At 72.0% G+C, this 23,684-nt stretch carries 24 protein-coding genes; 5 read left to right on the top strand and 19 right to left on the bottom strand.

The window, feature by feature from the left end:
- Positions 1–64: 64 nt before the first annotated feature.
- Positions 65–1,660, top strand: coding sequence for an alpha/beta hydrolase (locus ACIPRD_RS14370; protein WP_356403506.1), 1,596 nt, complete (start codon positions 65–67; stop codon positions 1,658–1,660).
- A gap of 185 nt (positions 1,661–1,845) precedes the next feature.
- On the opposite strand, the gene ACIPRD_RS14365 is transcribed toward ACIPRD_RS14370, so the two are convergent.
- Positions 1,846–2,568: a lysophospholipid acyltransferase family protein gene (locus ACIPRD_RS14365; protein WP_356403509.1), complete on the bottom strand. Its 723-nt coding sequence runs from the start codon at positions 2,566–2,568 to the stop codon at positions 1,846–1,848.
- Between the two features lie 609 nt (positions 2,569–3,177).
- Here ACIPRD_RS14365 and ACIPRD_RS14360 point away from each other — a divergent pair.
- Positions 3,178–4,011, top strand: coding sequence for a PIG-L family deacetylase (locus tag ACIPRD_RS14360; RefSeq protein WP_401562991.1), 834 nt, complete (start codon positions 3,178–3,180; stop codon positions 4,009–4,011).
- Between the two features lie 162 nt (positions 4,012–4,173).
- Here ACIPRD_RS14360 and ACIPRD_RS14355 read toward each other — a convergent pair whose 3' ends face one another.
- From ACIPRD_RS14355 to ACIPRD_RS14310, 10 genes are all read right to left on the bottom strand, one after another.
- Positions 4,174–4,395, bottom strand: coding sequence for a helix-turn-helix transcriptional regulator (locus ACIPRD_RS14355; protein WP_356403515.1), 222 nt, complete (start codon positions 4,393–4,395; stop codon positions 4,174–4,176).
- Positions 4,395–4,886 carry a DUF2975 domain-containing protein gene (locus ACIPRD_RS14350; protein WP_356403518.1) on the bottom strand — a complete coding sequence of 164 codons (492 nt, stop codon included), beginning with the start codon at positions 4,884–4,886 and terminating at the stop codon, positions 4,395–4,397. Before ACIPRD_RS14350 ends, ACIPRD_RS14355 begins: the two co-directional genes overlap by 1 nt.
- Positions 4,887–5,027: 141 nt before the next feature.
- Positions 5,028–6,254 carry an ornithine--oxo-acid transaminase gene (gene rocD, locus ACIPRD_RS14345; RefSeq protein WP_356403521.1) on the bottom strand — a complete coding sequence of 409 codons (1,227 nt, stop codon included), beginning with the start codon at positions 6,252–6,254 and terminating at the stop codon, positions 5,028–5,030.
- Complete coding sequence (gene ddaH, locus ACIPRD_RS14340; protein ID WP_356403524.1) at positions 6,254–7,063, bottom strand: dimethylargininase; 810 nt, start codon at positions 7,061–7,063, stop codon at positions 6,254–6,256. Before ddaH ends, rocD begins: the two co-directional genes overlap by 1 nt.
- Positions 7,064–7,257: 194 nt before the next feature.
- On the bottom strand, positions 7,258–7,743 hold the full coding sequence (locus tag ACIPRD_RS14335; RefSeq protein WP_356403527.1) for an Lrp/AsnC family transcriptional regulator: 486 nt from the start codon (positions 7,741–7,743) through the stop codon (positions 7,258–7,260).
- Positions 7,744–7,784: 41 nt separating this feature from the next.
- Positions 7,785–7,964 carry a hypothetical protein gene (locus ACIPRD_RS14330; protein WP_356403530.1) on the bottom strand — a complete coding sequence of 60 codons (180 nt, stop codon included), beginning with the start codon at positions 7,962–7,964 and terminating at the stop codon, positions 7,785–7,787.
- Between the two features lie 172 nt (positions 7,965–8,136).
- A complete protein-coding gene (locus tag ACIPRD_RS14325) occupies positions 8,137–9,087 on the bottom strand; it encodes a cytochrome c oxidase assembly protein (RefSeq protein WP_356403533.1) in 951 nt (316 codons plus the stop codon).
- 188 nt (positions 9,088–9,275) lie between these two features.
- The gene (locus tag ACIPRD_RS14320) at positions 9,276–10,301 is read right to left on the bottom strand and encodes a 6-phosphofructokinase (protein WP_356403536.1); all 1,026 of its coding nucleotides are present in this window, start codon (positions 10,299–10,301) and stop codon (positions 9,276–9,278) included.
- Between the two features lie 211 nt (positions 10,302–10,512).
- Positions 10,513–11,241: a glutamine amidotransferase gene (locus ACIPRD_RS14315; RefSeq protein ID WP_356403539.1), complete on the bottom strand. Its 729-nt coding sequence runs from the start codon at positions 11,239–11,241 to the stop codon at positions 10,513–10,515.
- A 21-nt stretch (positions 11,242–11,262) separates the two neighbouring features.
- Positions 11,263–12,501 carry a MurT ligase domain-containing protein gene (locus ACIPRD_RS14310; RefSeq protein ID WP_356403542.1) on the bottom strand — a complete coding sequence of 413 codons (1,239 nt, stop codon included), beginning with the start codon at positions 12,499–12,501 and terminating at the stop codon, positions 11,263–11,265.
- Between the two features lie 151 nt (positions 12,502–12,652).
- On the opposite strand from ACIPRD_RS14310, the gene def reads away from it, so the two are divergent.
- Positions 12,653–13,228: a peptide deformylase gene (gene def / locus ACIPRD_RS14305; RefSeq protein WP_401562986.1), complete on the top strand. Its 576-nt coding sequence runs from the start codon at positions 12,653–12,655 to the stop codon at positions 13,226–13,228.
- A gap of 48 nt (positions 13,229–13,276) precedes the next feature.
- Here the strand turns inward: def and ACIPRD_RS14300 are convergent, their stop codons facing one another.
- Positions 13,277–13,921 carry a TetR family transcriptional regulator gene (locus ACIPRD_RS14300; RefSeq protein WP_401562984.1) on the bottom strand — a complete coding sequence of 215 codons (645 nt, stop codon included), beginning with the start codon at positions 13,919–13,921 and terminating at the stop codon, positions 13,277–13,279.
- A gap of 171 nt (positions 13,922–14,092) precedes the next feature.
- Between ACIPRD_RS14300 and ACIPRD_RS14295 the strand changes: the two genes are divergently transcribed.
- Positions 14,093–15,319 carry an acyl-CoA dehydrogenase family protein gene (locus ACIPRD_RS14295; RefSeq protein WP_401562982.1) on the top strand — a complete coding sequence of 409 codons (1,227 nt, stop codon included), beginning with the start codon at positions 14,093–14,095 and terminating at the stop codon, positions 15,317–15,319.
- Between the two features lie 84 nt (positions 15,320–15,403).
- On the opposite strand, the gene ACIPRD_RS14290 is transcribed toward ACIPRD_RS14295, so the two are convergent.
- The 7 genes from ACIPRD_RS14290 to ACIPRD_RS14260 all read right to left on the bottom strand — a co-directional run bounded on the left by ACIPRD_RS14290 (position 15,404) and on the right by ACIPRD_RS14260 (position 22,730).
- Entirely contained in the window at positions 15,404–16,027 is a 624-nt protein-coding gene (locus ACIPRD_RS14290; protein ID WP_401562980.1) for a cupin domain-containing protein, read from the bottom strand.
- A 16-nt stretch (positions 16,028–16,043) separates the two neighbouring features.
- Positions 16,044–17,279 (bottom strand): cytochrome P450, encoded by a 1,236-nt coding sequence (locus tag ACIPRD_RS14285; RefSeq protein WP_356403557.1) that lies wholly within the window; start codon positions 17,277–17,279, stop codon positions 16,044–16,046.
- A 9-nt stretch (positions 17,280–17,288) separates the two neighbouring features.
- Positions 17,289–18,341 (bottom strand): type III polyketide synthase, encoded by a 1,053-nt coding sequence (locus tag ACIPRD_RS14280; protein ID WP_356403560.1) that lies wholly within the window; start codon positions 18,339–18,341, stop codon positions 17,289–17,291.
- 295 nt (positions 18,342–18,636) lie between these two features.
- Positions 18,637–18,870 (bottom strand): DUF6213 family protein, encoded by a 234-nt coding sequence (locus ACIPRD_RS14275; protein ID WP_356403563.1) that lies wholly within the window; start codon positions 18,868–18,870, stop codon positions 18,637–18,639.
- Between the two features lie 215 nt (positions 18,871–19,085).
- Entirely contained in the window at positions 19,086–20,471 is a 1,386-nt protein-coding gene (locus tag ACIPRD_RS14270) for an NADP-dependent succinic semialdehyde dehydrogenase (RefSeq protein WP_401562977.1), read from the bottom strand.
- Between the two features lie 250 nt (positions 20,472–20,721).
- Positions 20,722–21,195 (bottom strand): NUDIX domain-containing protein, encoded by a 474-nt coding sequence (locus ACIPRD_RS14265; RefSeq protein ID WP_401562975.1) that lies wholly within the window; start codon positions 21,193–21,195, stop codon positions 20,722–20,724.
- The gene (locus tag ACIPRD_RS14260; RefSeq protein WP_401562973.1) at positions 21,192–22,730 is read right to left on the bottom strand and encodes an ATP-dependent DNA ligase; all 1,539 of its coding nucleotides are present in this window, start codon (positions 22,728–22,730) and stop codon (positions 21,192–21,194) included. Before ACIPRD_RS14260 ends, ACIPRD_RS14265 begins: the two co-directional genes overlap by 4 nt.
- Positions 22,731–23,097: 367 nt before the next feature.
- Between ACIPRD_RS14260 and ACIPRD_RS14255 the strand changes: the two genes are divergently transcribed.
- Complete coding sequence (locus ACIPRD_RS14255; protein WP_401563192.1) at positions 23,098–23,664, top strand: helix-turn-helix domain-containing protein; 567 nt, start codon at positions 23,098–23,100, stop codon at positions 23,662–23,664.
- The last annotated feature ends 20 nt before the right edge of the window (positions 23,665–23,684 follow it).

Below are 23,684 nucleotides of genomic sequence, written 5' to 3'. Positions count from 1 at the left end.
GCCGGTTCACAGCCGGAATGATCCCCGCCTGACATGTCATAGCTACGTACGGGGAGGGGCCCACTTGAGGGACATCAGACCGAAGAGCCGCCTGCTGGCGCTCGGTTCGGCCGGAGCGCTCGTCACCGCGACCCTGATCGCCGGCGCCGTGTCGGCGCCCGCGGCCAGCGCCGCCGGCCGCCACCCGCAGAACCGTGAGGCCCGCGGCGCGGAGATAGCCGCCGCCCGCGCCGCCAAGGCCGGCATCGCGTGGAAGGACTGCCCCGCCGACTGGGGCCTGGAGAAGCCCATCCAGTGCGGCTGGGTCTCCGTGCCGGTCGACTACGCCAAGCCGGACGGCAAGCAGATCAAGCTCGCCGTCGACCGCATCGCCAGCACCGGCACCCCGCAGGAGCGTCAGGGTGCCCTGGTCTACAACCCGGGCGGCCCCGGCGGCTCCGGGCTGCGCTTCCCGCGCCGGGTGACGACGAACGCGCCCGTCTGGGCCAAGGTCGCCAAGGCCTACGACTTCGTGGGCTTCGACCCGCGCGGCGTCGGCCACTCCGCGCCCATCTCCTGCGTCGACCCGCAGGAGTTCGTCAAGGCCCCCAAGGCCGACCCGGTCCCGGACAGCGCGGCCGACAAGAACGCCCAGCGCAAGCTCGCCCGCCAGTACGCCGACGGGTGCGAGAAGCGCAGCGGCGCGATGCTCGACCACATGACCACGGCCAACACCGCCCGCGACCTGGACGTCACCCGGGCCGCGCTGGGCGAGAAGAAGCTCAACTACCTGGGCGTCTCCTACGGCACCTACCTCGGCGCCGTCTACGGCACGCTCTTCCCGGGCCACCTGCGCCGGATGATCGTGGACAGCGTGGTCGGCCCGTCCCGCGAGAACATCTGGTACAAGGCGAACCTGGACCAGGACATCGCCTTCGAGGGCCGCTGGAAGGACTGGGAGGACTGGGTCGCCGCCAACGACGCCGCCTACCACCTCGGCACCACCCGTGCCGCCGTCCAGGACAAGTGGCTCACGCTGCGTGCCGCCGCCAAGAAGAGCCCGATCGGCGGGGTCGTCGGCCCGGCCGAGCTGATCTCCTTCTTCCAGAGCGCCCCGTACTACGACTCCTCGTGGGTGCCGGTCGCCTCGGTGTTCAGCAAGTACGTCGCCGGTGACACCCAGGCGCTCGTCGACGCGGCCGCCCCCGACCTCTCCGACACCGCGGGCAACATCGCGTCGGAGAACGGCAACGCCGTCTACACGGCCGTCGAGTGCGCGGACGCCAAGTGGCCCACCAGCTGGCGCACGTGGGACCGGGACAACACCCGGCTCAACAAGGACTACCCCTTCATGACCTGGGCCAACGCCTGGCTCAACCTGCCCTGTGCCACCTGGTCCGGCAAGCAGGGCACGCCGGTCGAGGTCAAGACCCACAAGGGTCTGCCGAAGGTGCTCATCGTGCAGTCCACGCGGGACGCGGCGACCCCGTACCCGGGCGCCGTCGACCTGCACAAGCGGTTCAAGGGCTCCCGCCTGATCACGGAGAAGGGTGCCGGTTCCCACGGTGTGACCAGCCTGGTCAACCCGTGCATCAACGACCGGGTCGACACCTACCTCCTCAGCGGCAAGCTGGACGGCTCCGACGTGACCTGCGGCCCGCACGCCACGCCCAAGCCGTGACCACGGCGCCGCCCGCGGCCACGACGACCGTCGCGGCCGTGGCGGCAAGGTGACGAGGGGCGGCCGGATTTCTCCGGCCGCCCCTCGTCACCTTGCCGCCCGTCCCTCCGTCGCCCGCCCCTCCGTCGTGCGCCCCCGGTCCTTCCGTCATGCTCCCGCCCGCCGGGCGTTCTCGGCCGCGCGGGTCAGCTGAGCGGTACGCGGGGGAACCGGCGTTCCCTCGCGCCCCGGGCCGCCTGCTCGGCCTTCACGTCGGCGGCGTAACGGTCCACGTACTCCTGCCCGGACAGTGCGAGGATCGCGTACATGATCTCGTCGGTGACCGCGCGCAGGACGGCCTTCTCGCCCTCCATGCCCGCGTAGCGGGAGAAGTCGAGCGGCTCGCCGAAGCGGATGTCCACCGGGTGGAAGTTCGGGATCTTCTTGCCGGGCGGCTGCGCCTCGAACGTGCCGATCATCGCGCACGGCACGACGGGTACGCCCGCCCGCAGCGCCATCACGGCCACACCGACCTTGCCCTTGTAGAGCCGGCCGTCGTGCGACCGCGTCCCCTCCGGGTAGACCCCGAGCAGCTCGCCCCGGGACAGCACGCCGAGCCCCTCCCGGATCGCGGCCTGCCCGGCCTCCTTGCCTGACCGGTCCACCGGGATCTGGCCCGCGCTGCGGAAGAAGAACGCGGTCAGCCGCCCCTTCACCCCGGGCCCGGTGAAGTACTCCGCCTTGGCCAGGAAGGTGATGCGCCGCTTCAGTATCGCCGGCATCAGGAAGTGGTCCGAGAAGGACAGATGGTTGCCCGCGACGATCGCCGCCCCCGACTCCGGCACGTTCTCCAGCCCCTCGATCCGGGGCCTGAAGAACAGCTTGAGCAACGGTCCCAGCAGCACGTACTTCAGCAGGTGGTAGAACACGGCTCGCCCCTGACTCCAGCGGGTCCGGCGCCGGCCAGGGTTCTCCCGGTCGACGCCGTGATTCCGGAAACGTTCCTGTGTGTGTCTGCGGTCATCTGTAACCGCGTGCGGCAGACCTCATGCCGGCCCTCCGCCGAGTCGGCCGATGAGGCGTCAGCGGTGCGCCGGCCGGCCGAGGACGACGTCCGCCGCACGGCTCTCCAGCGACTCGGCCCGCCCGACGTGACCCTGCCCGTCACGGGCCGGCCTCCGTGCACCGCCTGCCGGGCGGCCTTCGGACTCTGCTTGAACCGCACCGCGCGCATCGCCCCTTCCGACTGGCTCGGAGGCTACTCGGCGCGGTATCGGCCGACAACAGCACGTCGCGGCTCAGCACGCGATCCGATGTGACGCGCGGTCGCGGGTACGACACCGGCTCCTCCCGGTGGTGTTGTCCAGGGGGCGCCTGCGAAGAAGGGAGGGAGGGTGTCCGCGACACCGCGCGGGGCGCCTGCCCGGGCGCCTGGCTGATCGTCGCTCACCGCGCACGAGCCGCGGGAACAACCGGTGGGCCCGGCACCGTTGCACTCCCGGACCCGGACCGACGTCTTTACCCAGGAGGACAGCTTCATGAACGACCGGCCCCTCACGCTCATGGCCGTGCACGCACACCCCGACGACGAGGCCACCAGCACGGGAGGCGTCCTCGCGCGGTACGCGGCGGAGGGCGTGCGCACGGTCCTCGTGACGTGTACCGACGGCGCTTGCGGTGACGGACCGGGAGGTGTCAAGCCGGGCGACCCCGGCCACGACCCCGCGGCCGTCGCCCGGATGCGGCGCCAGGAACTCGAAGCGAGCTGCGAGGTCCTGAAGATCGGCCATCTGGAGACGCTGGACCACGCCGACTCCGGGATGATGGGCTGGCCGGCCAACGACGCCCCCGGATCCTTCTGGCGCACCCCCGTCGAGGAGGCAGGTGCCCGCCTCGCGGAGCTCTTCCGGCGCTATCAGCCCGATGTCGTCGTCACCTATGACGAGAACGGCTTCTACGGCCACCCCGACCACATTCAGGCCAACCGCATCACGACGGCGGCGCTGGAGATCAGCGGGCTGACGCCGAAGGTGTACTGGACGACGGCGCCCCGGTCGATGATGCGGCGGTTCGGCGAGCTGATGCGCGAGTTCGGCGGCGTCGAGCAGGAGCCGGATCCCGAGGAGGCCGCCGTGCTGGCCGAGATCGGACTCCCGGACGAGGAGATCACCACCTGGGTGGACACCACCGCGTTCGGCGGCCAGAAGTTCGACGCGCTGGCCGCGCACGCCAGCCAGGGCGAGAACATCTTCTTCCTCAAGATGGGCCAGGAGCGGTTCACCGAGCTGATGGGCGTCGAGACCTTCGTCCGGGTCCGTGACACCACCGGCGCGGCGCTGCCCGAGAACGACCTCTTCGCCGGCCTGCGCTGATCCACCGGCCTGCGCCGACCGGCGGAGCCGTCCGCCCCGCCGGTGCCGGCAGGACGACGAGACCCCCGGCCTTCCGAGTGGGAAGGCCGGGGGTCTCGCGGCGGACCGGGGGCGCGGGCCGTCCGGACCGCCTTGGCGCGGCCCCGGCGCCGTCACGCGCCGTCACGCGCCGTCGGCGTCCCCGGTCTCCCAGCGCAGCAGGTCGCCCGGCTGGCATTCGAGGACCTCGCAGAGCGCGGCGAGCGTCGCGAAGCGCACGGCCTTGGCGCGGCCGTTCTTCAGGACCGCCAGGTTGGCGGGCGTGATCCCCACCCGGTCCGCGAGCTCGCCCACGGACATCTTGCGTCTGGCCAGCATCACGTCGATGTCGACGGCGATCGGCATCAGATCACCTCGTCCAGCTCGGCCCGCATCTCCGTCGCCTCGACGTCGCGCGCGACGGCCTGGACGAGCAGCATCCGCAGCACGAGCACGATGAGCGCGACCCCGAGGATGGCCAGGCCGATCCCGCCCATGATGACGCTGACGCCCGGGTCGTCCCGCTGGCCCGGCGCGTCGACGGCCGTGACCGCGAACCACAGCAGGCCGATCGCCGTGATCGCGCCGATCACGATGTCCACGTAACGGAAGGCGGCGGGCGAGAACACCGTCCCGCGCCGCACCATCGTCACCAGCCGCCAGACGCTGACCACGGCGGCCTGGACCGCCACCAGCCCCAGGACCACGATCACGCGCACCAGGGTCAGCGCGAGCGAGCCGTCCTCCGGGTCGCGCCCGCTGAGCAGCGTCCACACCAGCATGATCTGCACCAGCGCGGTGCCGGTGAGCACCACCGCGAGCACGGCGCGCAGCGCACGCACTGTCAACTTCCCCACAACTCATCCTCCCATCGAGTTACGATGGGAATCTATCGAAATTCGATAGGTGTGACAAGTGGCGACCCTCGGGTGCGAGCAAAAGGCGCGGGCGGGGGTGGACCATGCCACCCCCGCCCGCGCCCCGCTCACTCCGTCGCGTCAGTGTCCCTGACCCAGCACGCGCTCCAGCGCGCCCAGCGCCGAGCGCAGTTCGTCGGCCGTGATGGTCAGCGGGGGAGCCAGGCGGATCGTGGAGCCGTGGGTGTCCTTGGCGAGGACCCCCTCGCGCATCAGGCGCTCGCTGATCTCGCGGCCGGTGCCGAGGGCCGGGTCGACGTCGACGCCCGCCCACAGGCCGCGCGCGCGGAACCCCGTGACGCCCTTGCCGACCAGTCCGTCCAGGCCGTCGCGCAGGACGGCACCCAGCTCGGCGGCCCGCCGCTGGAACTCGCCGGTCTCCAGCAGTTCCAGCACCGCGATGCCCACCGCCGCCGCCAGCGGGTTGCCGCCGAAGGTGGAGCCGTGCTCGCCCGGGTGCAGTACACCCAGCACCTCGCGCCGGGCCACCACCGCCGAGACCGGCACGATGCCGCCGCCGAGGGCCTTGCCGAGCAGCAGCACGTCCGGGACGACGCCCTCGTGCTCGACGGCCAGGGTGCGGCCGGTGCGGCCGAGCCCGGACTGGATCTCGTCCGCGATGAACAGGCAGTCGCGGCGCCGGGTCAGCTCGCGCACGCCGGCCAGGTAGCCCTCGTCCGGGATGATCACCCCGGCCTCGCCCTGGATGGGCTCCAGCAGCACCGCGGCCGTCGTCTCGTCGACCGCCTCCTCCAGCGCCGCCAGGTCGTTGTACGGCACGATCCGGAAACCGGGCGTGAAGGGGCCGAAGCCCGCGCGGGCCGTCTCGTCGGTGGAGAAGCTCACGATCGTGGTCGTACGGCCGTGGAAGTTGTCCGCCGCGACGACGATCGTGGCCTGCCCGTCCGGGACGCCCTTGACGTCGTACGCCCACTTGCGGGCCACCTTGATGCCGCTCTCCACCGCCTCGGCGCCGGTGTTCATCGGGAGCACCATGTCGAGGCCGGTCAGCTCCGCGAGCCGCTCGGCGAACTCGGCGAGCCGGTCGTTGTGGAAGGCGCGGGAGGTGAGCGTGAGCCGGTCCAGCTGCCGGTGCGCGGCCTCGATCAGGGCCGGGTGGCGGTGGCCGAAGTTCAGCGCCGAGTAGCCGGCCAGCATGTCGAGGTACCGCTTGCCCTCGACGTCCTCCACCCAGGCTCCCTCGGCCCGTGCCACGACGACGGGCAGCGGGTGGTAGTTGTGCGCGAGCACCGGCTCCTCCGCCTTGATCAGGCCGGCGGACGTGCGCGCGTGCGCGAGTGCGGTCATCAGCGGATCTCCTGGGTGCAGCACTTGATGCCGCCGCCGGCCTTGTGGAACTCCGACAGGTCGACGGGGACGGGGGTGTAACCGTGGTCGGCCAGGCGCTCGGCCAGCGCCTCGGCCCGGGGTGCGATGAAGACGTGGCGGCCGTCGGACACGGAGTTCAGGCCGAAGGCCATCGCGTCGTCCCGGGTGGCGAGCACCGCGTCCGGGTAGAGGCGCCGCAGCACCTCCAGACTGCCCGCGGAGAACGCCTCCGGGTAGTACGCGATGTTGTCGTCGTCGAGGACGAACAGCGCGGTGTCCAGGTGGTAGAAGTACGGGTCCACCAGGGTCAGCGCGATCACCGGGTGGCCGAGGAACTCCTGGAGCTCGTGATGGGCCTCGCGGGTGGTGCGGAAGCCGGTACCGGCCAGCACGTAACGGCCCGTCCAGACCAGGTCGCCCTCGCCCTCGGTCACGGACAGGGGGCGGTACACGTCGTACCCGGCCGACTTGAACCAGCCGTCGTAGTGCTCGGACTCGGGGCGCCGCTCCGGCGCGTGGAACAGGGAGCCGAAGACCCGGCCGCCGACGACGAACGCCGCGTTCGCCGCGAAGACCATGTCGGGCAGACCCGGCACCGGATCGAGCGACTCGACCGTGTGGCCGTGGGTGCGGTAGGCGTGCATCAGCGCCTGCCACTGCTCCTGGGCCAGATCGACGTCGACGGGCGTGTCGGGGTGCATCCAGGGGTTGATCGCGTACTGCACGGCGAAGTGTCTGGGTTCGCAGACAAGGAAGCGCCGTGGGCGCGCCACACGACTCTCGAGCACAGAGGGTTCCCTCCGCTTTCCTGTGTGTCACTTGGGGTTACACCAAGGTAAGAAGTGACCGAGACGCTGGACAAGCAACGAAAGCTGCGCGTCTGCGCAGTATCACTGCGTTGTCACCAGGAAGGACGCAGGACACCTGCGCGAACGGGAGGTTTGAAAGCGATCTTCCGCCAGGGTGCCGGGATCGCGGGCCTTCACTCCGGTGCGGCCTGCGTGGCGCCCGCCTCCGGGCTCTCCGGGAGCAGATGGGACAGCACCATCACGCTGATCGTCTTCCGGATGAACGGCTCGGCGCGGATGCGCTCCAGCACCCCCTCGAAGTGCTCCACGTCCCGCGCCCGCACATGCAGCAGCGCGTCCGCGCCGCCGGTCACCGTCATGGCCGCCGTGATCTCCGGATGGTTGCGCACCACCTCGGCGAGCCGGCGGGGCGGGGCCGCGCCCTCGCAGTACACCTCGACGTACGCCTCCGTGCGCCAGCCGAGCGCCGAGGGCCGCACGGTCGCCGTGAAGCCGGTGATCACCCCGGTCTCCCGCAGCCGGTCCACCCGCCGCTTGACCGCGGTGGCCGACAGTCCGACCGCGCCGCCGATCTCGGCGAAGCTGCTCCTGGCGTTCGCCATCAGCGCGGTGATGATCTTCCGGTCGAGGTCGTCGAAGGACGCGGCCCTGCTGTTCATGCGGGCACTCTAATCAGCCCTGACCTGGCCGGGCGGTCTCCTCAGTTCCGGGTCACCACCAGGGCGAGCGTCAGCAGCCCCAGCACCACCCAGCCGAACCACAGCCAGCCGTTGCTGCCCAGCGCCACCGTGTAGGCCGTGACGACGACGAGCCCGCCGATGGTCAGCGCCCCCATCGCCTTGACGGAACCCTTCGCCGAACCGGAACCGGAACCGTGCATCGCGGCACTCCCCTCTCCGGGCGTCCTCCGGGACGTCCCCCATCCACCATGGTGCCCCGGCGCGGCCCGTCCGGGACAGAAGCGGGCCGGCATCGCGCGCTGCCGCGATGCCGGCCCGAGGTGTCCGGTGTCCGGAGAGCCCGGAATGTGGGGGGGTGTGAGAGGCGCGGGCTCAGCCCTTGCGCGCGTTCAGCGAGGCCAGGTAGGCGTTGTACGCCTCCAGCTCCTGGTCGCCGTTGCGGTCGGCGGCCCGGTCCTTGCGCTTGGCCTGCCGCTGCTCGGAGCCGTACCACTGGAACAGCAGCGCGATCAGCACCAGCACCGACGGGACCTCGCTGAACCCCCAGGCGATGCCGCCCGCCGCCGTCTGGTCCGCGAGCGCGTCGATGCCGAGCGAGGCGGGCGGGTTCTTGAACGTCTCCACCATCGGCTCCGACGCCATCATCAGCGCGATGCCGAAGAACGCGTGGAACGGCATGCCCGCGAACAGCTCCAGCATCCGCATCAGATGACCGGGGCGGTGCGGGCCCGGGTCGATGCCGATGATCGGCCAGAAGAACACCACGCCCACCGCGAGGAAGTGCACCATCATCGCGGCGTGCCCGACCCTGGAGCCCATCAGGAAGTCGAAGAGGGGGGTGAAGTACACCGCGTACAGGCTGGCGATGAACAGCGGGATGGTGAACGCCGGGTGCGTGATGATCCGCATGTACCGGCTGTGCAGCAGCATCAGCAGCAGCTCACGCGGCCCCTTGCGGCCCTTCCCGGCGACGGGCAGCGCGCGCAGCGCCAGTGTGACCGGCCCGCCCAGCAGGACCAGGATGGGGGACACCATGCTGATCACCATGTGCTGCACCATGTGCACGCTGAACATGACCATGCCGTAGTCGTTCAGCCGCGTGCACATCATCAGCCCGATGCTCAGCACGCCGAGGACGTACGACACCGTGCGCGCCACCGGCCAGGAGTCCCCGCGCCGCCGCAGCCGTACGACACCCCAGCCGTACAGCGCGAGCCCGGCGAGACAGGCGACGAGGAAGAAGGGGTCCGTCGACCACTCGAAGCCCCTGCCCAGCGTGAACGGCGGCAGATCCGTCATCATGCCGTGCCCGCTGTGATCCATCCGGCGGCTCCTGATTCGTGGGGGTTGTGCAAGTCTGTCCGGACCAGACTAGAGCGGCCCCCACGTCCCGCTTCGGCCGGGTCCGGCCATGCCCGGCCCCTCCGGCCGCGGTGCCGCGACCCCGCGCGGTGCCGCCTCCGACCGTGATGCCGCCGCCGTCCGCCGAGCCGCCCCGGCCCCGCCGGACGTCACAGAACGCAGTCGGCCTCGTCGTACCGCCCGGCGGGAACCGTCTTGAGGCTCTCGACGGCGTCGGCCAGCGGCACCATCACGATGTCGTTCCCGCGCAGCGCGGCCATCGTCCCGAACTCGCCGCGGTGCACCGCCTCCACCGCGTGCCACCCGAACCGGGTCGCCAGCACCCTGTCGTACGCCGTCGGCGTCCCGCCGCGCTGCACATGCCCGAGGATCACCGGACGGGCCTCCTTGCCGAGCCGCCGCTCCAGCTCCACGGACAGCTGCCGGGCGATGCCCGCGAAGCGCTCGTGGCCGTAGATGTCCTTGCCGCCCTCGTCGAACTCCATCGAGCCGGGCAGCGGCTTGGCGCCCTCCGCCGCGACCACGATCGCGAACCGCTTGCCGGCCTCGAACCGCGCGCCGACCTTCTTCGCCAGCTCCTCGATGTCGAAGGGGCGTTCCGGGACGACGACGGCATGGGCGCCGGCCGCCATGCCGGAGTGCAGCGCGATCCAGCCGGTGTGCCGCCCCATGACCTCGACGATCAGCACGCGCTGGTGGGACTCGGCGGTGGTCTTCAGCCGGTCGAGCGCCTCGGTGGCGACCCCGACGGCCGTGTCGAAGCCGAAGGTGACGTCCGTGACGGCGATGTCGTTGTCGATGGTCTTGGGCACTCCCACGATGGGCAGCCCGTTGTCCGAGAGCAGCCGGGCCGCCTTGAGCGTGCCCTCGCCGCCGATCGGGATGATCGCGTCCAGGCCGAGCTCCGCCACGTGGCCCCTGGCCCGCTCGACGCCGTCGCGCAGATGCTCCGGACGCACCCGGGAGGAGCCGAGGATGGTCCCGCCGCGGGCGAGGATGCCGCTCACGGCGTCCAGGTCGAGTTTGACGCAGTCCGATTCCAGAAGGCCCTTCCAGCCGTCCCGGAAGCCGAGGACCTCGTCGCCGTGGTCGGCGACCGCGCGGTGGACGACGGACCGGATGACGGCGTTCAGGCCGGGGCAGTCGCCGCCGGAGGTGAGGACACCAATGCGCATAGCCCGAATTACCTTCTCGACGTGGGCCGGGAAACCGGACCACGCTGTCCGGCGGATTCCCGGCCACCCTACCGGCGCAAGGGGGTGCCCCCGCAGTGGGCGTCCGCCTGCTGGACGCGTCCGCACATGTGAGCGGACGGACCGTCAGGCGGGCCCGCCACGGGGGCACCGGACGCGCCGAAGAGCCCGGCGGAGAGCCGCCGGAACGTTCCTACGCCGACTGCTGGGCGGCGGCGATGCGCTCGTTGCGGAGCGCCTCGTACCAGCGGTCGTCGATCGGCGGCAGGGCGTTGACGTCCAGCGCCAGCTTCAGCAGCAGGTCGGCGATCAGCGGGTTGCGGGCGAGGACGGGGCCGTGCATGTACGTGCCGAAGACGGTCCCGTTGTACGCGCCCTCGGTGCCGTCCCCGGTGCCGTTGCCGCGGCCCATGCGGACCTGGGCGAAGGGGCGGGCGGTCGGGCCGAGGTGGGTGACGCCCTGGTGGTTCTCGAACCCGGTCAGCTGGGGCAGGCCGAGCTGGGGGTCGATGTCGCCGAGGACGTCGCCGACGCACCGCTCGCCCTCGCCGCGCACCGACACCACGTCGAGCAGGCCGAGGCCCGGCTCGCGCTGGCCGAGGTCGTTGATGAACTCGTGGCCGAGGATCTGGTAGCCGGCGCACACGGAGAACACGATCGCGCCGTTCTCCACCGCCCGGTACAGCTGGCCGTCACGGCGCAGCCGCTCGGCCGCCAGCCGCTGGGGCCGGTCCTCGCCGCCGCCGATCAGATAGATGTCGCCGGAGGTCGGGATCGGCTGGTCGCTGCGCACGTCGAGGCGCGCCACGTCCAGTCCGCGCTGACGCGCCCGGCGCTCCACGACGAGGGCGTTGCCCTGGTCGCCGTACGTGCTCAGCAGATCCGGGTAGATCCACACCAGCCGCAGTTGGTTGTCGCTCATGAGGTGATGGCCCTTCCCTAATCAGTTGCCGACGCGGCGGCGCAGGTCCTGGAACGCGGTGTAGTTCGCGATGACCTCGATGCGTCCCGGAGGGGCCATCTGCACGGCCTGGTCGACGTTGTCGCAGACCTGGAACTGCTGGTTCGCGACCTCCAGGCGGACCGCGAGGTCCAGCTTCCGGTCGCCGATCACGAAGATCGGGTGGCCGGTGAGCCGGGTGTAGTCGACGTCCCACAGCCAGGAGGTGTCGGTGCCGTCGGCACCGCGCGCGTTCACGGACAGGATCACCGGGGTCGGCGGCGGGTCGATCAGGGAGAACGTCTCGAGCCAGCCGGCCGGGTTCTTCGCCAGCAGGAGCCTGAGGTCACGGCCCTCGAACTGGACGACGTCGTAGCGTCCGGCGACGGCCTGCACCTGGTACATCCGCTCCAGGGCGACCTGCGGGGGCACCCCGAAGACGGCGGCGACGGCCGCGGAGCTGGCCGCGTTCGCCTTGTTGGCGCGGCCCGGCAGCTGGAGGTGGATCGGCCAGGCGGACCCGTGCGGGTCGAGCACGTGGTCCCCGGACAGCGCCCAGGTCGGCTGCGGGCGGCGGAAACCGCACTCACCGCAGAACCAGTCGTCACCGGGGCGCTGCATGACGCCGCCGCACGACGGGCAGGACCAGGCGTCGTCCTTCCACATCTGTCCCGCTGCGACCCAGATCACATTCGGGGAGGACGAGGCGGCCCACACCACCAGCGGGTCGTCGCAGTTGGCGACGACCACGGCCTTGGAGCCGGACAGGCCCTCGCGCCAGTTCTCCGCCAGCATGCGGGTCTCGGCCGCGCGGTCCAGCTGGTCGCGGGAGAGGTTCAGCAGCGCGATGCACTTCGGGCTGGTGTCCCGCGCCACACCGGCCAGGTACTTCTCGTCGACCTCGATGACGCCGAACTTCGCCTCCGAGCCGCCCGCCAGTGCCGAGGTGATGCCGGCCGGCATGTTGGCGCCGAGCGCGTTCGACACGACCTCGCCCGCGGCGCGCAGCGCCTCGGCGATCAGCCGGGTGGTCGTGGTCTTGCCGTTGGTCGCGGACACCAGGACGACGTCCAGGTGCTGTGCGAGCCGGGCGAGCAGATCGGGGTCGAGCTTCAGCGCGACCTTGCCGCCGATCACCGACCCACTGCCGCGTCCGGCGGCCCGCGATGCCGCGGCGACGGCCTTGCCCGCGGTCACGGCCAGCTTGGCCCGCGGCGAGAGCGGGTCCGAGTTGCCTGCCATCAGTTCTCGATCCTCCTTGCGTACGCGCCGCGACTTGGCCCATCCGGCAACGTGGTGTGGACCTCAGCCTATCGAGATCCATTCGCACACCCGAATCCCGGCCCACACCTGCGCGGCGGAGATGGGCCGAACGAACCGTACCCTTGCCGCCATGCGACACGGATCCATCCCGGGCGCCCGCGGGCGCGTCCGGCCCCTCACCCTGCTCGGCGACCCCGTTCTGTCCGAACCATGCCGGGACGTAACGGACTTCGGCCCCGACCTCTCGGCACTTGTGGAGGATTTGTTCGCGACCATGTACGCCGCCGACGGCGTCGGTCTCGCCGCGAACCAGATCGGCGTCCCTTTGCGGGTGTTCGTCTACGACTGTCCCGATGATGACGATGTGCGGCACTTGGGGCACGTCGTCAATCCGCGCCTCGTGGAGGCGGACGGCGTGGTGGTCCGGGGCCCGGAGGGCTGCCTGTCCCTGCCGGGTCTGGAGGCGGGCACCGAGCGCTACGACCACGCGGTGGTCGAGGGCTTCACGGCGAAGGGCGAGCCCGTCACCGTCCACGGGTCGGGCTTCTTCGCCAGGTGCCTCCAGCACGAGTGCGACCACCTGGAGGGCACGGTGTACGCCGACCGCGTCACGGGCTGGCGCAGGTGGAAGCTGGAGCGGCAGCTCGCGCGGGCCCCGTGGCGCGGGGCGGCGGGCGCCGCGCCGGAGGGGGCCGGCGGCGCCTGAGGAGGCGTTCCGGGGCCGCCGGCGGCCCCGCGCCGGGCGTGCGGGCCGTCAGAAGCCGGGGCCGCCCGCGCGGTCCCCGGCGGCCGCCAGGCGGCCCCACAGCAGGTCGGCGAGGGACCTGACCAACTCGGCCCGGGAGCAGGGCTGTTCGCCGAGCCACCAGTCTCCGGCGGCGTGCATCATCCCGACGATGCCGTGCCCCCAGACCCGGGCCAGCTGCTGGCTACCCGGGCCGAGGTCCACGCGCTCCTCGATGACCTGCGCCAGCTCCTCGCCCATCCGCCGCAGCAGCGGCACGCTGTTCCTGCCGACGTCGAAGCCGTGGTCCCCGCCCTGGGCGCCCTCGGCCGGGTGCATCAGGAACCGGTACACCTGGGGCGCGGCCTCGATCGCCGCGAGGTAGGTGTCCAGCGTGGACTCGACCCGCTCCCGCCGCTCGGCGGGGGCGTCCAGGGCCGCCCGGAGCGAGTTGAGCAGCGCGTCGGTGTGCCGCTTGGCCAAGGCGGCGTAAAGGCCGCCCTTGTCGCCGAAGTGGCGGTAGAGGATCGGCTTGGTGATGCCCGCCTCCGCGGCGATGGCGTTCATCGACGCCTGAGGGCCGTCGCGCAGCACCACCCGGTCGGCGGCCTCCAGCAGCTCGCGCCGTCGGCGGTCGGCGGACCGCTGCTGATCGGTCCGCTGCGTGGTGTCCATGTGCTCTCCCCACCCGTGCTGATTTGGTGACGCCTGCGCAAACTAACACCCGGGACCCCCCTGACATCGAACGGGATACCGGGGCGACCTCGGGAGTTGACTTTTCCTACCGGCCGGTAACAGACTCGCGTTACCGCTAGTAACACCGCACGTGCCGCCGCTGGAGGGGACATGGCCGAGTTCACCATGGAGCTCAACGACGAACAGAAGGAGGTCCGGGACTGGCTGCACGGCTTCGCCGCCGATGTGATCCGCCCCGCGGCCGCCGAGTGGGACGAGCGTGAGGAGACTCCCTGGCCGGTCATCCAGGAGGCGGCGAAGGTCGGCATCTACTCCCTCGACTTCTACGCGCAGCAGTACTTCGACCCCACCGGCCTCGGCATCCCGACGGCCATGGAGGAGCTGTTCTGGGGCGACGCGGGCATCGCCCTGTCCATTGTCGGCACCGGCCTCGCCGCCGTGGGCGTTCTCGCCAACGGGACCGAGGAACAGATCGGCACCTGGATCCCGCAGATGTACGGCGACCCCACCGACGTCAAGGTCGCGGCCTTCTGCTCCTCCGAGCCCGACGCCGGCTCCGACGTGGCCTCCATGCGCACCCGCGCGGTGTACGACGAGGCCAGGGACGAGTGGGTGATCGACGGCACGAAGACCTGGGCGACCAACGGCGGCATCGCCAACGTCCACGTCGTCGTCGCCTGCGTCGACCCGGAGCTGGGCTCCAAGGGCCACGCCTCCTTCATCGTCCCGCCGGGCACGCCGGGCCTCTCCCAGGGCCAGAAGTTCAAGAAGCACGGCATCCGCGCCTCGCACACCGCCGAGGTCGTCCTCGACGGGGTCCGCGTCCCCGGCTCCTGCCTCCTCGGCGGCAAGGAGAAGCTGGACGAGCGGCTCGCCCGGGCCCGCGAGAACGCCAAGGGCTCCGGCGACCGCGTGAAGAACGCGGCGATGGCCACCTTCGAGGCCTCGCGGCCGGCGGTCGGCGCGATGGCGGTCGGCACCGCCCGGGCCGCCTACGAGGTGGCTCTCGACTACGCCAGGACCCGGGAGCAGTTCGGCCGGCCGATCATCGACAACCAGGGCGTCGCCTTCCAGCTCGCGGACATGCGGACGCAGATCGACGCCGCGCGGCTGCTGGTCTGGCGTGCCTCGTGGATGGCGGTCAACGGCAGGCCGTTCACCGCCGCCGAGGGCTCCATGTCGAAGCTGTTCGCCAGCGAGACGGCGAAGAAGGTGACCGCGCAGGCCATCCAGATCCTCGGCGGCAACGGCTACACCCGGGAGTATCCGGTGGAGCGGATGCACCGGGACGCCGCGATCTACACCATCTTCGAGGGCACCAGCGAGATCCAGCGCCTCGTCATCGCGCGGACCCTGGCGGGGATGCCGATCCGGTAGCGCCGGCTCGCTGCGGGCGCGCATCCGCGGCGACCACAGGGCGACGGCCCTCCGGCCGGATGCCGGAGGGCCGTCGCCGCGCGCTCACCTGTGCCGCAGAGGGGTGAGCTGTTCGATGTCGTACTTGGCCCGCAGGGCCTCGATCGCCTCCTGGTCCGGAGGGCCGCCCTGGTCGAGGATCTCCAGGAGCTCCTCGAAGTAGCGCTCGTGGTCCGGCGGCGGGGACGCCTGGAAGAACATCTTCGCCGGGGTGTCCGTCGGGTTCGCGAACGCGTGGGGACACCCCGGAGGTACGACGATCACCGTGCCCGGAGTGGCCCGCACCACCCGGGTGCCCGAACTCGACTCCCAGCGCTGCCAGTTGTCGGGGGTGCGGATGCGCGGCTCGAAGGCGAGCACGTCCAGTTCGCCGTCGAGGACGTAGAACAGCTCCTCGCTGCGCGTGTGCACATGGGCGCCGACGTCGAAACCCGGCGGGACCTCCACCTCGAAGGTGGAGGCCATCCGGGAGTGGGTGCCGGTGACCTTGAACGTGACCCGCTGGGCCGCCGTCTGGACGACGCGGCCGTGCCCCGGCGGCACCAGCAGACCCTCGGTCGGGTGCGGGTGCGGGTGCGGGTGCGGGGGAGGGGAGCCGCCGCGCCGGGCCCGCGCCGCGGCGCGGGCCGCGGGTCCCTCGGGTACCGCCAGTCCCTCGACCGCCGTCATCGGATCCTCACCGCGCTCACCACGTCACCGGCAGGGCCTCGGGCCCGCGGATCAACGCGCCCTTCCTGAAGGGCACCTGGTCGGGCGGGACGGCCAGCCTCAGGCCGGGCACCCGGTCCAGCAGCGCGTCGACCAGCAGCTCCGACTCCATGCGGGCGAGCTGGCCGCCCGGGCAGTAGTGCGGTCCGAAGCCGAACGACACATGCGGGTTGGGGGTGCGGGAGAAGTCGATCGTCTCCGGGTCGGGGAAGACGTCCGGGTCGCGGTTGGCGGCCAGATAGGAGACGTAGATCGCCTCACCGGCGCGGATCAGATGGCCCCTGATCTCCACGTCCTGCGTCGCGATCCGGGACAGGCCGACGGCGTTGCGGTGCGGGATGTAGCGCAGCAGTTCGTCGATTGCCCGGGGCCGGACCTCCGGTTCGTCGCGCAGGCGTCCGGCCAGGTCGGGTCGGGTCAGCAGCAGGTAGAAGAGCTGCCCGCTGTTGTTCGTGACCGCCTCGCCGCCGATCTGGAGGAGGACGGCGAGTCCGACGGCCTCCTCCAGCGCGACCTCGCCCCGGCCCACGGCGGAGCCGAGCAGCGAGGTGACGTCCTCGGAGGTGCTGCCGTCGCGCCGCCCGACGAGGCCGGCGAAGTAGGCGCTCATCTCGCGCTTCGCCCGCTCGCTGACCTCCTTGCCGTGCGTGGAGGACAGGATCTGCTGGGTCCAGTCGTGCATGGCGCCGCGGTCGACGGCCGGCACGCCCATGACCTCGCAGATCACCGCGATCGGGAACGGGCTGAGCACCGCGGCGGTCAGGTCGGCGGGCGGTCCGTCCCGCAGGAGGAGGTCCACGAGCCCGTCCAGCGTGCCGCGCACCTTCTCCCGGACCCGCTCCACCCCCTTCGCCGTGAACGCGGGGGCCACCGCCCGGCGCAGCCGGGTGTGGTCGGGCGGATCGAGGAAGCCGACCGCGCCCCGGTCCGGGATGAAGTGCGGCGCGAGCCGCGTCACCGGGTGGTCCATGACCGCCTCGCGGCTGAAGCGGGGGTCGTTGGCCACCGTCCGTACGTCGTCGTACCGGGTGACCAGCCAGGCCCAGCCCTCGCCGTTGGGCAGTTCGATACGGGTGACCGGGCCCTCGCGCATCAGCTCGCTCAGCACCGGGTCGAAGTCCGTCCCCAGCAGGTCGAACGCCGGCCACTGCCGGACCGGGGGCCCGGAACCGCCGGGCTCGGGTCCGCTCTCGACGAGCGTCTCTTCAGTCATGACATCGCCTCAGTCCTGGTTGACCCAGCGGCCGACGGTCATCTCGGCGGTGATGCCGGGGCCGAAGCCGGCCAGCAGTCCGCGGGCCCCGTTCTCGGCCCCGCCCTCGTCGAACAGCCGGCGCAGGGCGTCGAGCACGACGGCGCTCGCGATGTTGCCGTACTCGGTGAGCGTGGACCGGCTGAACCGGAACGCGTGCGGCTCGACCTTGAGGAACTTGCTCAGGTCGTCGAGTATTCGGGGGCCGCCCGCGTGGATGATGTAGAAGTCCAGCTCGGAGGCGTTCCAGCCGTGCTCGCCCGCGAGGTCCTGGAGCGCCGGGGCGAGCGGCTCCATCGTGGTGGGCACCCGCTTGTCCAGCAGGAAGTGGAAGCCGGTGTCCCGGACGTCGTACGCGATCCAGTCCTCCGTCTTCGGGATCAGGTACGACCCGTTGCGCTCCAGCCGTACGCCCGTGCCGCCCTGTCCGCGCACCACGGCGGCCGCGATGCCGTCGCCGAACAGGCCGTTGGACAGCAGCGAGCCGACGCCGAGGTCGGTGGGCTGGTAGCACAGCGAGCAGAACTCGCAGGCCACGATGAGCGCGTTGGCCTCGGGGTAGGCCGAACAGAAGTCGTGCGCCCGGTTGATGGCCGCACCGCCGGCCGCGCAGCCCAGCTGGGCGATGGGGAGCTGTCGCGTGGTGCTGGAGAAGTCCATCTCGTTGATCAGCCACGCGGTGAGCGAGGGCATCATGAAGCCCGTGCACGACACGTAGATGATGACGTCGATGTCGGAGTTGAGGACCTCCGCGTCGTCGAGCGCCCGCTGGATCACCGCGGGGACCCGGGCCTTGGCCTCGGCCTCGTACATCTTGTTGCGCTGCTCGAACCCGGGGTGCTTCAGGGTCTCTTCGATGGGCTGCACGATGTGCCGGGTGCGCACTCCGGTGTTCTCGATCAGCCGGAGGGCCAGCGGAAGCTGCGGGTGGTCCGCGTGCCGCTCACGCGCGAGCTGCAGCGTGTCCTCCATCGTGATCACGTGCTCGGGTACGGACACCGAGGGTCTGCACAAAGTCGCCATGAGCCGTCCCTGCTTTCGCCGTCCGGCGGGCCTTCGCCCACCGGTCAGTGGGTGGTCCATTCAGACTCACCCGGGAGGGCGACGATCTCGCGCCGGATTACTCCGAACCGGGGACGACGGACAGCGACAGCTTTGGCCGACGGTCACTCTTCCCGCAGGCCAACGGCCCTGTGGGGCACCAGGACCGGCCTCAACCCGGGAAGCCCCGGGGAGGTGCCGGAGAGGGCCCGCACGGCCCCGCGGGGGTGACGGGGAACCACCGGCGCACGTCCGCCCCGGCGTCGCCGTCGACCGGTCACGGGGCTCCGCTGCTGTGCGCGATGCACGCCACGTCGATGCGGTCCGCCAGCTTCGCCAGCTCGATGGTCAGCGCGGCGACCGTGTCCTCGTCGAGCCTCTGCTCCCCGGCCTCGACGAGATGCAGCCATCGCGCCCCCAGGTTCCGCAGCAGCCCGCTCACATCGGCGGCTGCCACCTGCAGGGTCCCACGGTCGTCGACGATCAGAGGCAGAGTCACTTCGCGGTTCACACAGGGGATGCTAGGGCCTGCCGTGCCGATCCCGGCGGAATCGCGTCACCCGGCCCGCGCGTCCACCGCGACCCGGTGCGCGGCCCGGCCGTGGTGCGGCCCCGGTGCCGCCGCGGTGCCGCGCCCGGGGGAGCCGTGGCGCGTCGCCCGGGCCCGCGGCGGTGCGGCCTTCGGTGCGGCCTTCGTGTGCCGTTCCGGTCCGGGCGGTGCCTCGCTCAGGCGCCCTGCCAGACCGTGGTGATGTTGCAGAACTCGCGGATCCCCTCGGCCGACAGCTCGCGCCCGTAGCCCGACCGCTTCACCCCGCCGAACGGGAACGCCGGGTACGAGGACGTCATCCCGTTCACGAACACGCCGCCCGCCTCCAGGTCCCGGGCGCAGCGCTCGATCTCGTGCTCGTCCCGCGTCCACACGTTCGAACTCAGGCCGAACGGTGAGTCGTTGGCGATCAGCAGCGCGTCGTCCAGGTCGTCGACCCGGTACACCGTGGCGACCGGACCGAACGCCTCCTCCCGGTGGATGCGCATCTCGCGGGTGACCCCGGCGAGCACGGTCGGCGGGTAGTACCAGCCGGGCCCCTCGGGGCGGTCACCGCCGCACAGCACGTCGGCGCCGCTCCGCTTCGCGTCGTCGACCAGTTCCTCCACGTCGGCCCGGCCCTGTTCGGTGGCGAGCGGACCGACCTCCGTCGACTCCTCCAGCGGATCGCCGACCTTCAGCGCCCTCATCCCCGCGACGAACTTTTCCACGAAGGCGTCGTACACCTCGCTGTGCACGATGAACCGCTTGGCGGCGATGCACGACTGCCCGTTGTTCTGCACCCGCGCGGTCACCGCCACCCGCGCCGCCCGGTCGACGTCGGCGGAGGGCATCACGATGAACGGGTCGCTGCCGCCCAGCTCCAGCACCGTCTTCTTGATCATCTCGCCGGCGGTGGAGGCGACCGCGCGCCCGGCCGGCTCGCTGCCGGTCAGGGTGGCCGCCTTGACCCGCTCGTCGCGCAGGACGCCGTCGACCGCGCCCGAGCCGATCAGCAGGGTCTGGAAGCAGCCTTCGGGGAAGCCCGCCCGGTGGAAGAGGTCCTCCAGGTACAGCGCGGTCTGCGGCACGTTCGAGGCGTGCTTGAGCAGGCCCACGTTGCCCGCCATCAGCGCGGGCGCGGCGAAGCGGACGACCTGCCAGAGCGGGAAGTTCCAGGGCATCACCGCGAGCACCGGGCCGATCGGGCGGTAGGTGATCCGCACCCGGGAGGCGCCGGAGTCCCGCACGTCCGTCTCGGACGGCACCTTCTCGGCGAGCAGCCGCCTGGCGTGCTCGGCGTACCAGCGCATGGCCATGGCGCACTTGGCGGCCTCCGCGCGGGCCTGGGCGACCGGCTTGCCCATCTCGGTGGTCATGACCCGGGCGATCTCGGGCAGGTCCTCGTCCAGCAGGCCGGCGGCCCTGTTCAGCAGGCGGGCGCGCTCGGCGAACGGGGTCGTGCGGTAGGTGCGGAAGGTGGCCTCGGCCAGTTGGAGCCGGCGTTCCAGTTCCTCCTCGCCCATGGGCTCGAACGTCTCGAGCGTCTCGCCGTTCGCCGGATTCACCGTAGCGATGGGCATGGCCGACCTCCCTGGGGCGCGCTGTTTCTCGACCTTCGCGCGCCGGGGGCCCGCCCGCAACGTGTGATCGTCTGTTCGGCCCAGGCGCTCACCGGCCGGGTGAGCCGGCCGGACCACCCGCCCCCGCCCGACCGGGTGCCCGGCCCGGTGTCCAGCTCCGGCAAGGTACTCGGCCCCGGCCCGGTGTCCAGCTCCGGCCGGGTGCCCGGCCCCGGCAAGGTGCCCAGGCCCCGGCCCGGTGCGCCGGCCGTCAGCCCAGCAGGTCCGTCAGCCGGCCGAGGAAAGCGCTCTGCCCCGTGACCATCAGCTCACGGGCCCTGTCGAGCCCGAACCACGCCACCCGGTCCAGCTCGGGGAACTCCTGGATCCTGCCGGAACGCGGGGGCCACTCCATCGTGAAGGTGCCGGGAGTGATCGTCTCCGGGTCCAGGTCGACCTCGACCGCCCAGGCGGTGACGATCTTGCCGCTGGACTGGGCGATCTCGCCCAGCGGCAGAGCCTTCCCGTCGGGCGGCGTCAGCCCCAGCTCCTCCTGGAACTCCCGCCGGGCCGCCTCCCAGGCGGGCTCGTCCGGCTCGTACTCGCCCTTGGGCACGGTCCACGCCCCCGCGTCCTTCTTCGCGAAGAACGGGCCGCCCATATGGCCGAGCAACACCTCCAGCCCCTCACCGGTGTGCCGGAACAACAGCAGTCCAGCGCTGCGCTTCGTCGAACGCACCGTCACGGTGTGACCTCCGGGTGGGCCGCCAGCAGGGCCTCCACCGTATCGGCTTCCTCCGGCCGCTTGTCCTCGCGGTAGCGGACCACGCGCGCGAAGCGCAGGGTGACGCCGGCCGGGTAGCGCGAGGAGCGCTGGAGGCCGTCGTAGGCGATCTCGACGACGAGTCCCGGCCGTACGGTGACCACCCGGCCGTCGTCCTCGACGGCCAGCTCCCGCAGCCGCAGCGTCTGCCACGCGAGCATCGCGTCGGTCATGCCCTTGAAGGTCTTGCCGAGCATCGCGAAACCGCCGTCCGGGGTGCGCGCGCCGAGGTGGAGGTTGGACAGCTTCCCGGTGCGGCGGCCGTGCCCGTACTCGGCGGCCAGCACCACGAGGTCGAGCGTGTGCACGGGCTTGACCTTCAGCCAGGACGCACCGCGCCGGCCCGCGCTGTACGGGGCGTCCAGGCTCTTGACCACGACCCCCTCGTGGCCGCGCGCCAGGGTGTCGGCGAGGAATCGCTCCGCCCCGGGGACGTCCCCGGGGCCGGACACCAGGGTCCGGCGCACCCGCATCGGCTCGGGCACCAGCGCGGCCAGCTCCGCGTGCCGCTCGGTGAAGGGGAGGTCGAGCAGGTCCCGGCCGTCCACGGACAGCACGTCGAAGAAGACGGGGGAGACCGGGACCTCCCCGGCGGCCCGCGCCACGTCCACCCGGGAGCCGACCCGGCCCGCCGTCTCCTGGAAGGAACGGGGCCGGCCGTCCGGCCCGAACGACAGCACCTCGCCGTCCAGGATGAACCGCTTGCCCGGCAACGCCAGCGCGGCGGTGCTCACTTCCGGCAGCCGGTCGGTGATGTCGTCCAGCGTGCGGGTGTGGATCCGCACCGTGCCGCCGTCCCGGTGGACCTGGACCCGGATGCCGTCCAGCTTCTCCTCGACCGCGCACGCGCCCAGCTTCTCCACCGCCTCCGCGACCGAGGACGCGCTCCGCGCCAGCATCGGCAGCACCGGGCTGCCCACGGACAGCCGGAACGCGCCGAGCGCCCCGGGTCCCTCGGCCAGCAGTTGCCGGGCCACCGTCTCCAGCGACCCGGCGAGCATCACCGCCCGCCTGACGTCCGCCGGATCCGCGCCGGTCGCCCGCGCGAGCCCCTCCACGGCGACCGCGTCCAGGGCGCCCTGGCGGACCTCGCCGGTGAGCAGGCCGCGCAGGAAGTGCTGTTCGTCCTCGGTGGCCGCGCCCATGAGCTCGCCGACGATCCGGGCCCGCTCCGCCTGGGAGCCCGGCCCGGACACCGCGCCCAGCTCGCCGAGCAGGGCGTCGGTCCGCCGCACCGTGAGGGACGGCTCCGAGGCCGGCGCCACGGGACGGCTCAGCACCTTCCAGCCGACGCCGATCCTGCCCTGGGGCAGCCGTCCGGCGAGGTACGGGATCACGACCGGCACGTCGTCCGGCTCCGCGTCCTTGAACAGCTCCGCGAGCAGGGCGGTCTTGCGGGTCCGCGCCGCCGTGGCGGCGACCTCCCGGGACACCTCCGCGAGCCGGGTCAGCAGCATGCAGCCATGGTGCACCGCGGGCGCCGCGGCCACATCCCCGCGTGCGCGTGACCGTGCCGCCGTACGCCCCGGGGCCCGTGTCCCGCACGCGGCCGGGAGGCCGCCCGCGGTCTGCCGCATTGACAAACGGCTTTGCCGGTTCTGCAATACCGGCATGAGTGACAGGGGCGGCGAGGGTGGCACGGGTGGCGAGGGTGACATGAGTGGCAAGAGCGGCGGGAGTGGCAAGAGCGGCGGGAGTGGCGAGGGCGGCGGGAGTGGCGGGACCGGTGGCCACGGCCACGGCCACGGCGGCAAGGGGCACCGGGGCGCAGGCGGTGACGGAGGCGGCGGCGAGGACACCGTCGCCGGGAGCACCCAGGACGTCCTGGCGGGAGTCGGCCCCCGGCTGCGGCGGATCCGCAAGGAGCGCGAGGTGACGCTGACCGCGCTGTCCGAGGCCACCGGCATCTCCGTCAGCACCCTGTCGCGGCTGGAGTCGGGCCTGCGCAGGCCCAGCCTGGAACTGTTGCTGCCGATCGCCCGCGCGCACCAGGTGCCGCTGGACGAACTGGTCGGGTCCCGGCGGCCGGACGACCCCCGGGTGAAGGCCAAGCCCGTGCAGCGGGGCGGCCGCACCTTCTGGCCGCTGACCCGGCAGCCGGGCGGCCTCCAGGCCTTCAAGGTCGTCGAACCGCGGCGCGATCAGGAGCCCGACCTGCGCACCCACGAGGGGTACGAGTGGCTGTACGTGCTGGCGGGCCGGCTGCGGCTGGTGCTCGGCGAGCACGACGTGGTGCTGGCGGCGGGGGAGGCGGCCGAGTTCGACACGCGGGTGCCGCACTGGTTCGGGTCCACGGGGGAGGGGCCCGTGGAGTTCCTGAGCCTGTTCGGGCCGCAGGGCGAGCGGATGCACGTACGGACGCGGCCCGCCGCACGTGATCGGCTCGACTGAATTCCCTGTTCCCTGATCGA

The sequence above is a fragment of the Streptomyces sp. NPDC090108 genome, from assembly GCF_044747185.1.
Classification (GTDB): Bacteria; Actinomycetota; Actinomycetes; order Streptomycetales; family Streptomycetaceae; genus Streptomyces.
Note: the sequence above shows the minus strand (reverse complement) of the source record. Positions and strands in the feature narration are given on the sequence as shown.

Coding starts and splice junctions, on each gene's coding strand:
- ACIPRD_RS14360 (WP_401562991.1), top strand. CDS start 3,178: ATGAACGACCGGCCCCTCACGCTCATGGCCGTGCACGCACACCCCGAC.
- ACIPRD_RS14355 (WP_356403515.1), bottom strand. CDS start 4,395: ATGCCGATCGCCGTCGACATCGACGTGATGCTGGCCAGACGCAAGATG.
- rocD (WP_356403521.1), bottom strand. CDS start 6,254: ATGACCGCACTCGCGCACGCGCGCACGTCCGCCGGCCTGATCAAGGCG.
- ACIPRD_RS14335 (WP_356403527.1), bottom strand. CDS start 7,743: ATGAACAGCAGGGCCGCGTCCTTCGACGACCTCGACCGGAAGATCATC.
- ACIPRD_RS14330 (WP_356403530.1), bottom strand. CDS start 7,964: ATGCACGGTTCCGGTTCCGGTTCGGCGAAGGGTTCCGTCAAGGCGATG.
- ACIPRD_RS14325 (WP_356403533.1), bottom strand. CDS start 9,087: ATGGATCACAGCGGGCACGGCATGATGACGGATCTGCCGCCGTTCACG.
- ACIPRD_RS14320 (WP_356403536.1), bottom strand. CDS start 10,301: ATGCGCATTGGTGTCCTCACCTCCGGCGGCGACTGCCCCGGCCTGAAC.
- ACIPRD_RS14315 (WP_356403539.1), bottom strand. CDS start 11,241: ATGAGCGACAACCAACTGCGGCTGGTGTGGATCTACCCGGATCTGCTG.
- ACIPRD_RS14310 (WP_356403542.1), bottom strand. CDS start 12,501: ATGGCAGGCAACTCGGACCCGCTCTCGCCGCGGGCCAAGCTGGCCGTG.
- def (WP_401562986.1), top strand. CDS start 12,653: ATGCGACACGGATCCATCCCGGGCGCCCGCGGGCGCGTCCGGCCCCTC.
- ACIPRD_RS14300 (WP_401562984.1), bottom strand. CDS start 13,921: ATGGACACCACGCAGCGGACCGATCAGCAGCGGTCCGCCGACCGCCGA.
- ACIPRD_RS14295 (WP_401562982.1), top strand. CDS start 14,093: ATGGCCGAGTTCACCATGGAGCTCAACGACGAACAGAAGGAGGTCCGG.
- ACIPRD_RS14290 (WP_401562980.1), bottom strand. CDS start 16,027: ATGACGGCGGTCGAGGGACTGGCGGTACCCGAGGGACCCGCGGCCCGC.
- ACIPRD_RS14285 (WP_356403557.1), bottom strand. CDS start 17,279: ATGACTGAAGAGACGCTCGTCGAGAGCGGACCCGAGCCCGGCGGTTCC.
- ACIPRD_RS14280 (WP_356403560.1), bottom strand. CDS start 18,341: ATGGCGACTTTGTGCAGACCCTCGGTGTCCGTACCCGAGCACGTGATC.
- ACIPRD_RS14270 (WP_401562977.1), bottom strand. CDS start 20,471: ATGCCCATCGCTACGGTGAATCCGGCGAACGGCGAGACGCTCGAGACG.
- ACIPRD_RS14260 (WP_401562973.1), bottom strand. CDS start 22,730: ATGCTGCTGACCCGGCTCGCGGAGGTGTCCCGGGAGGTCGCCGCCACG.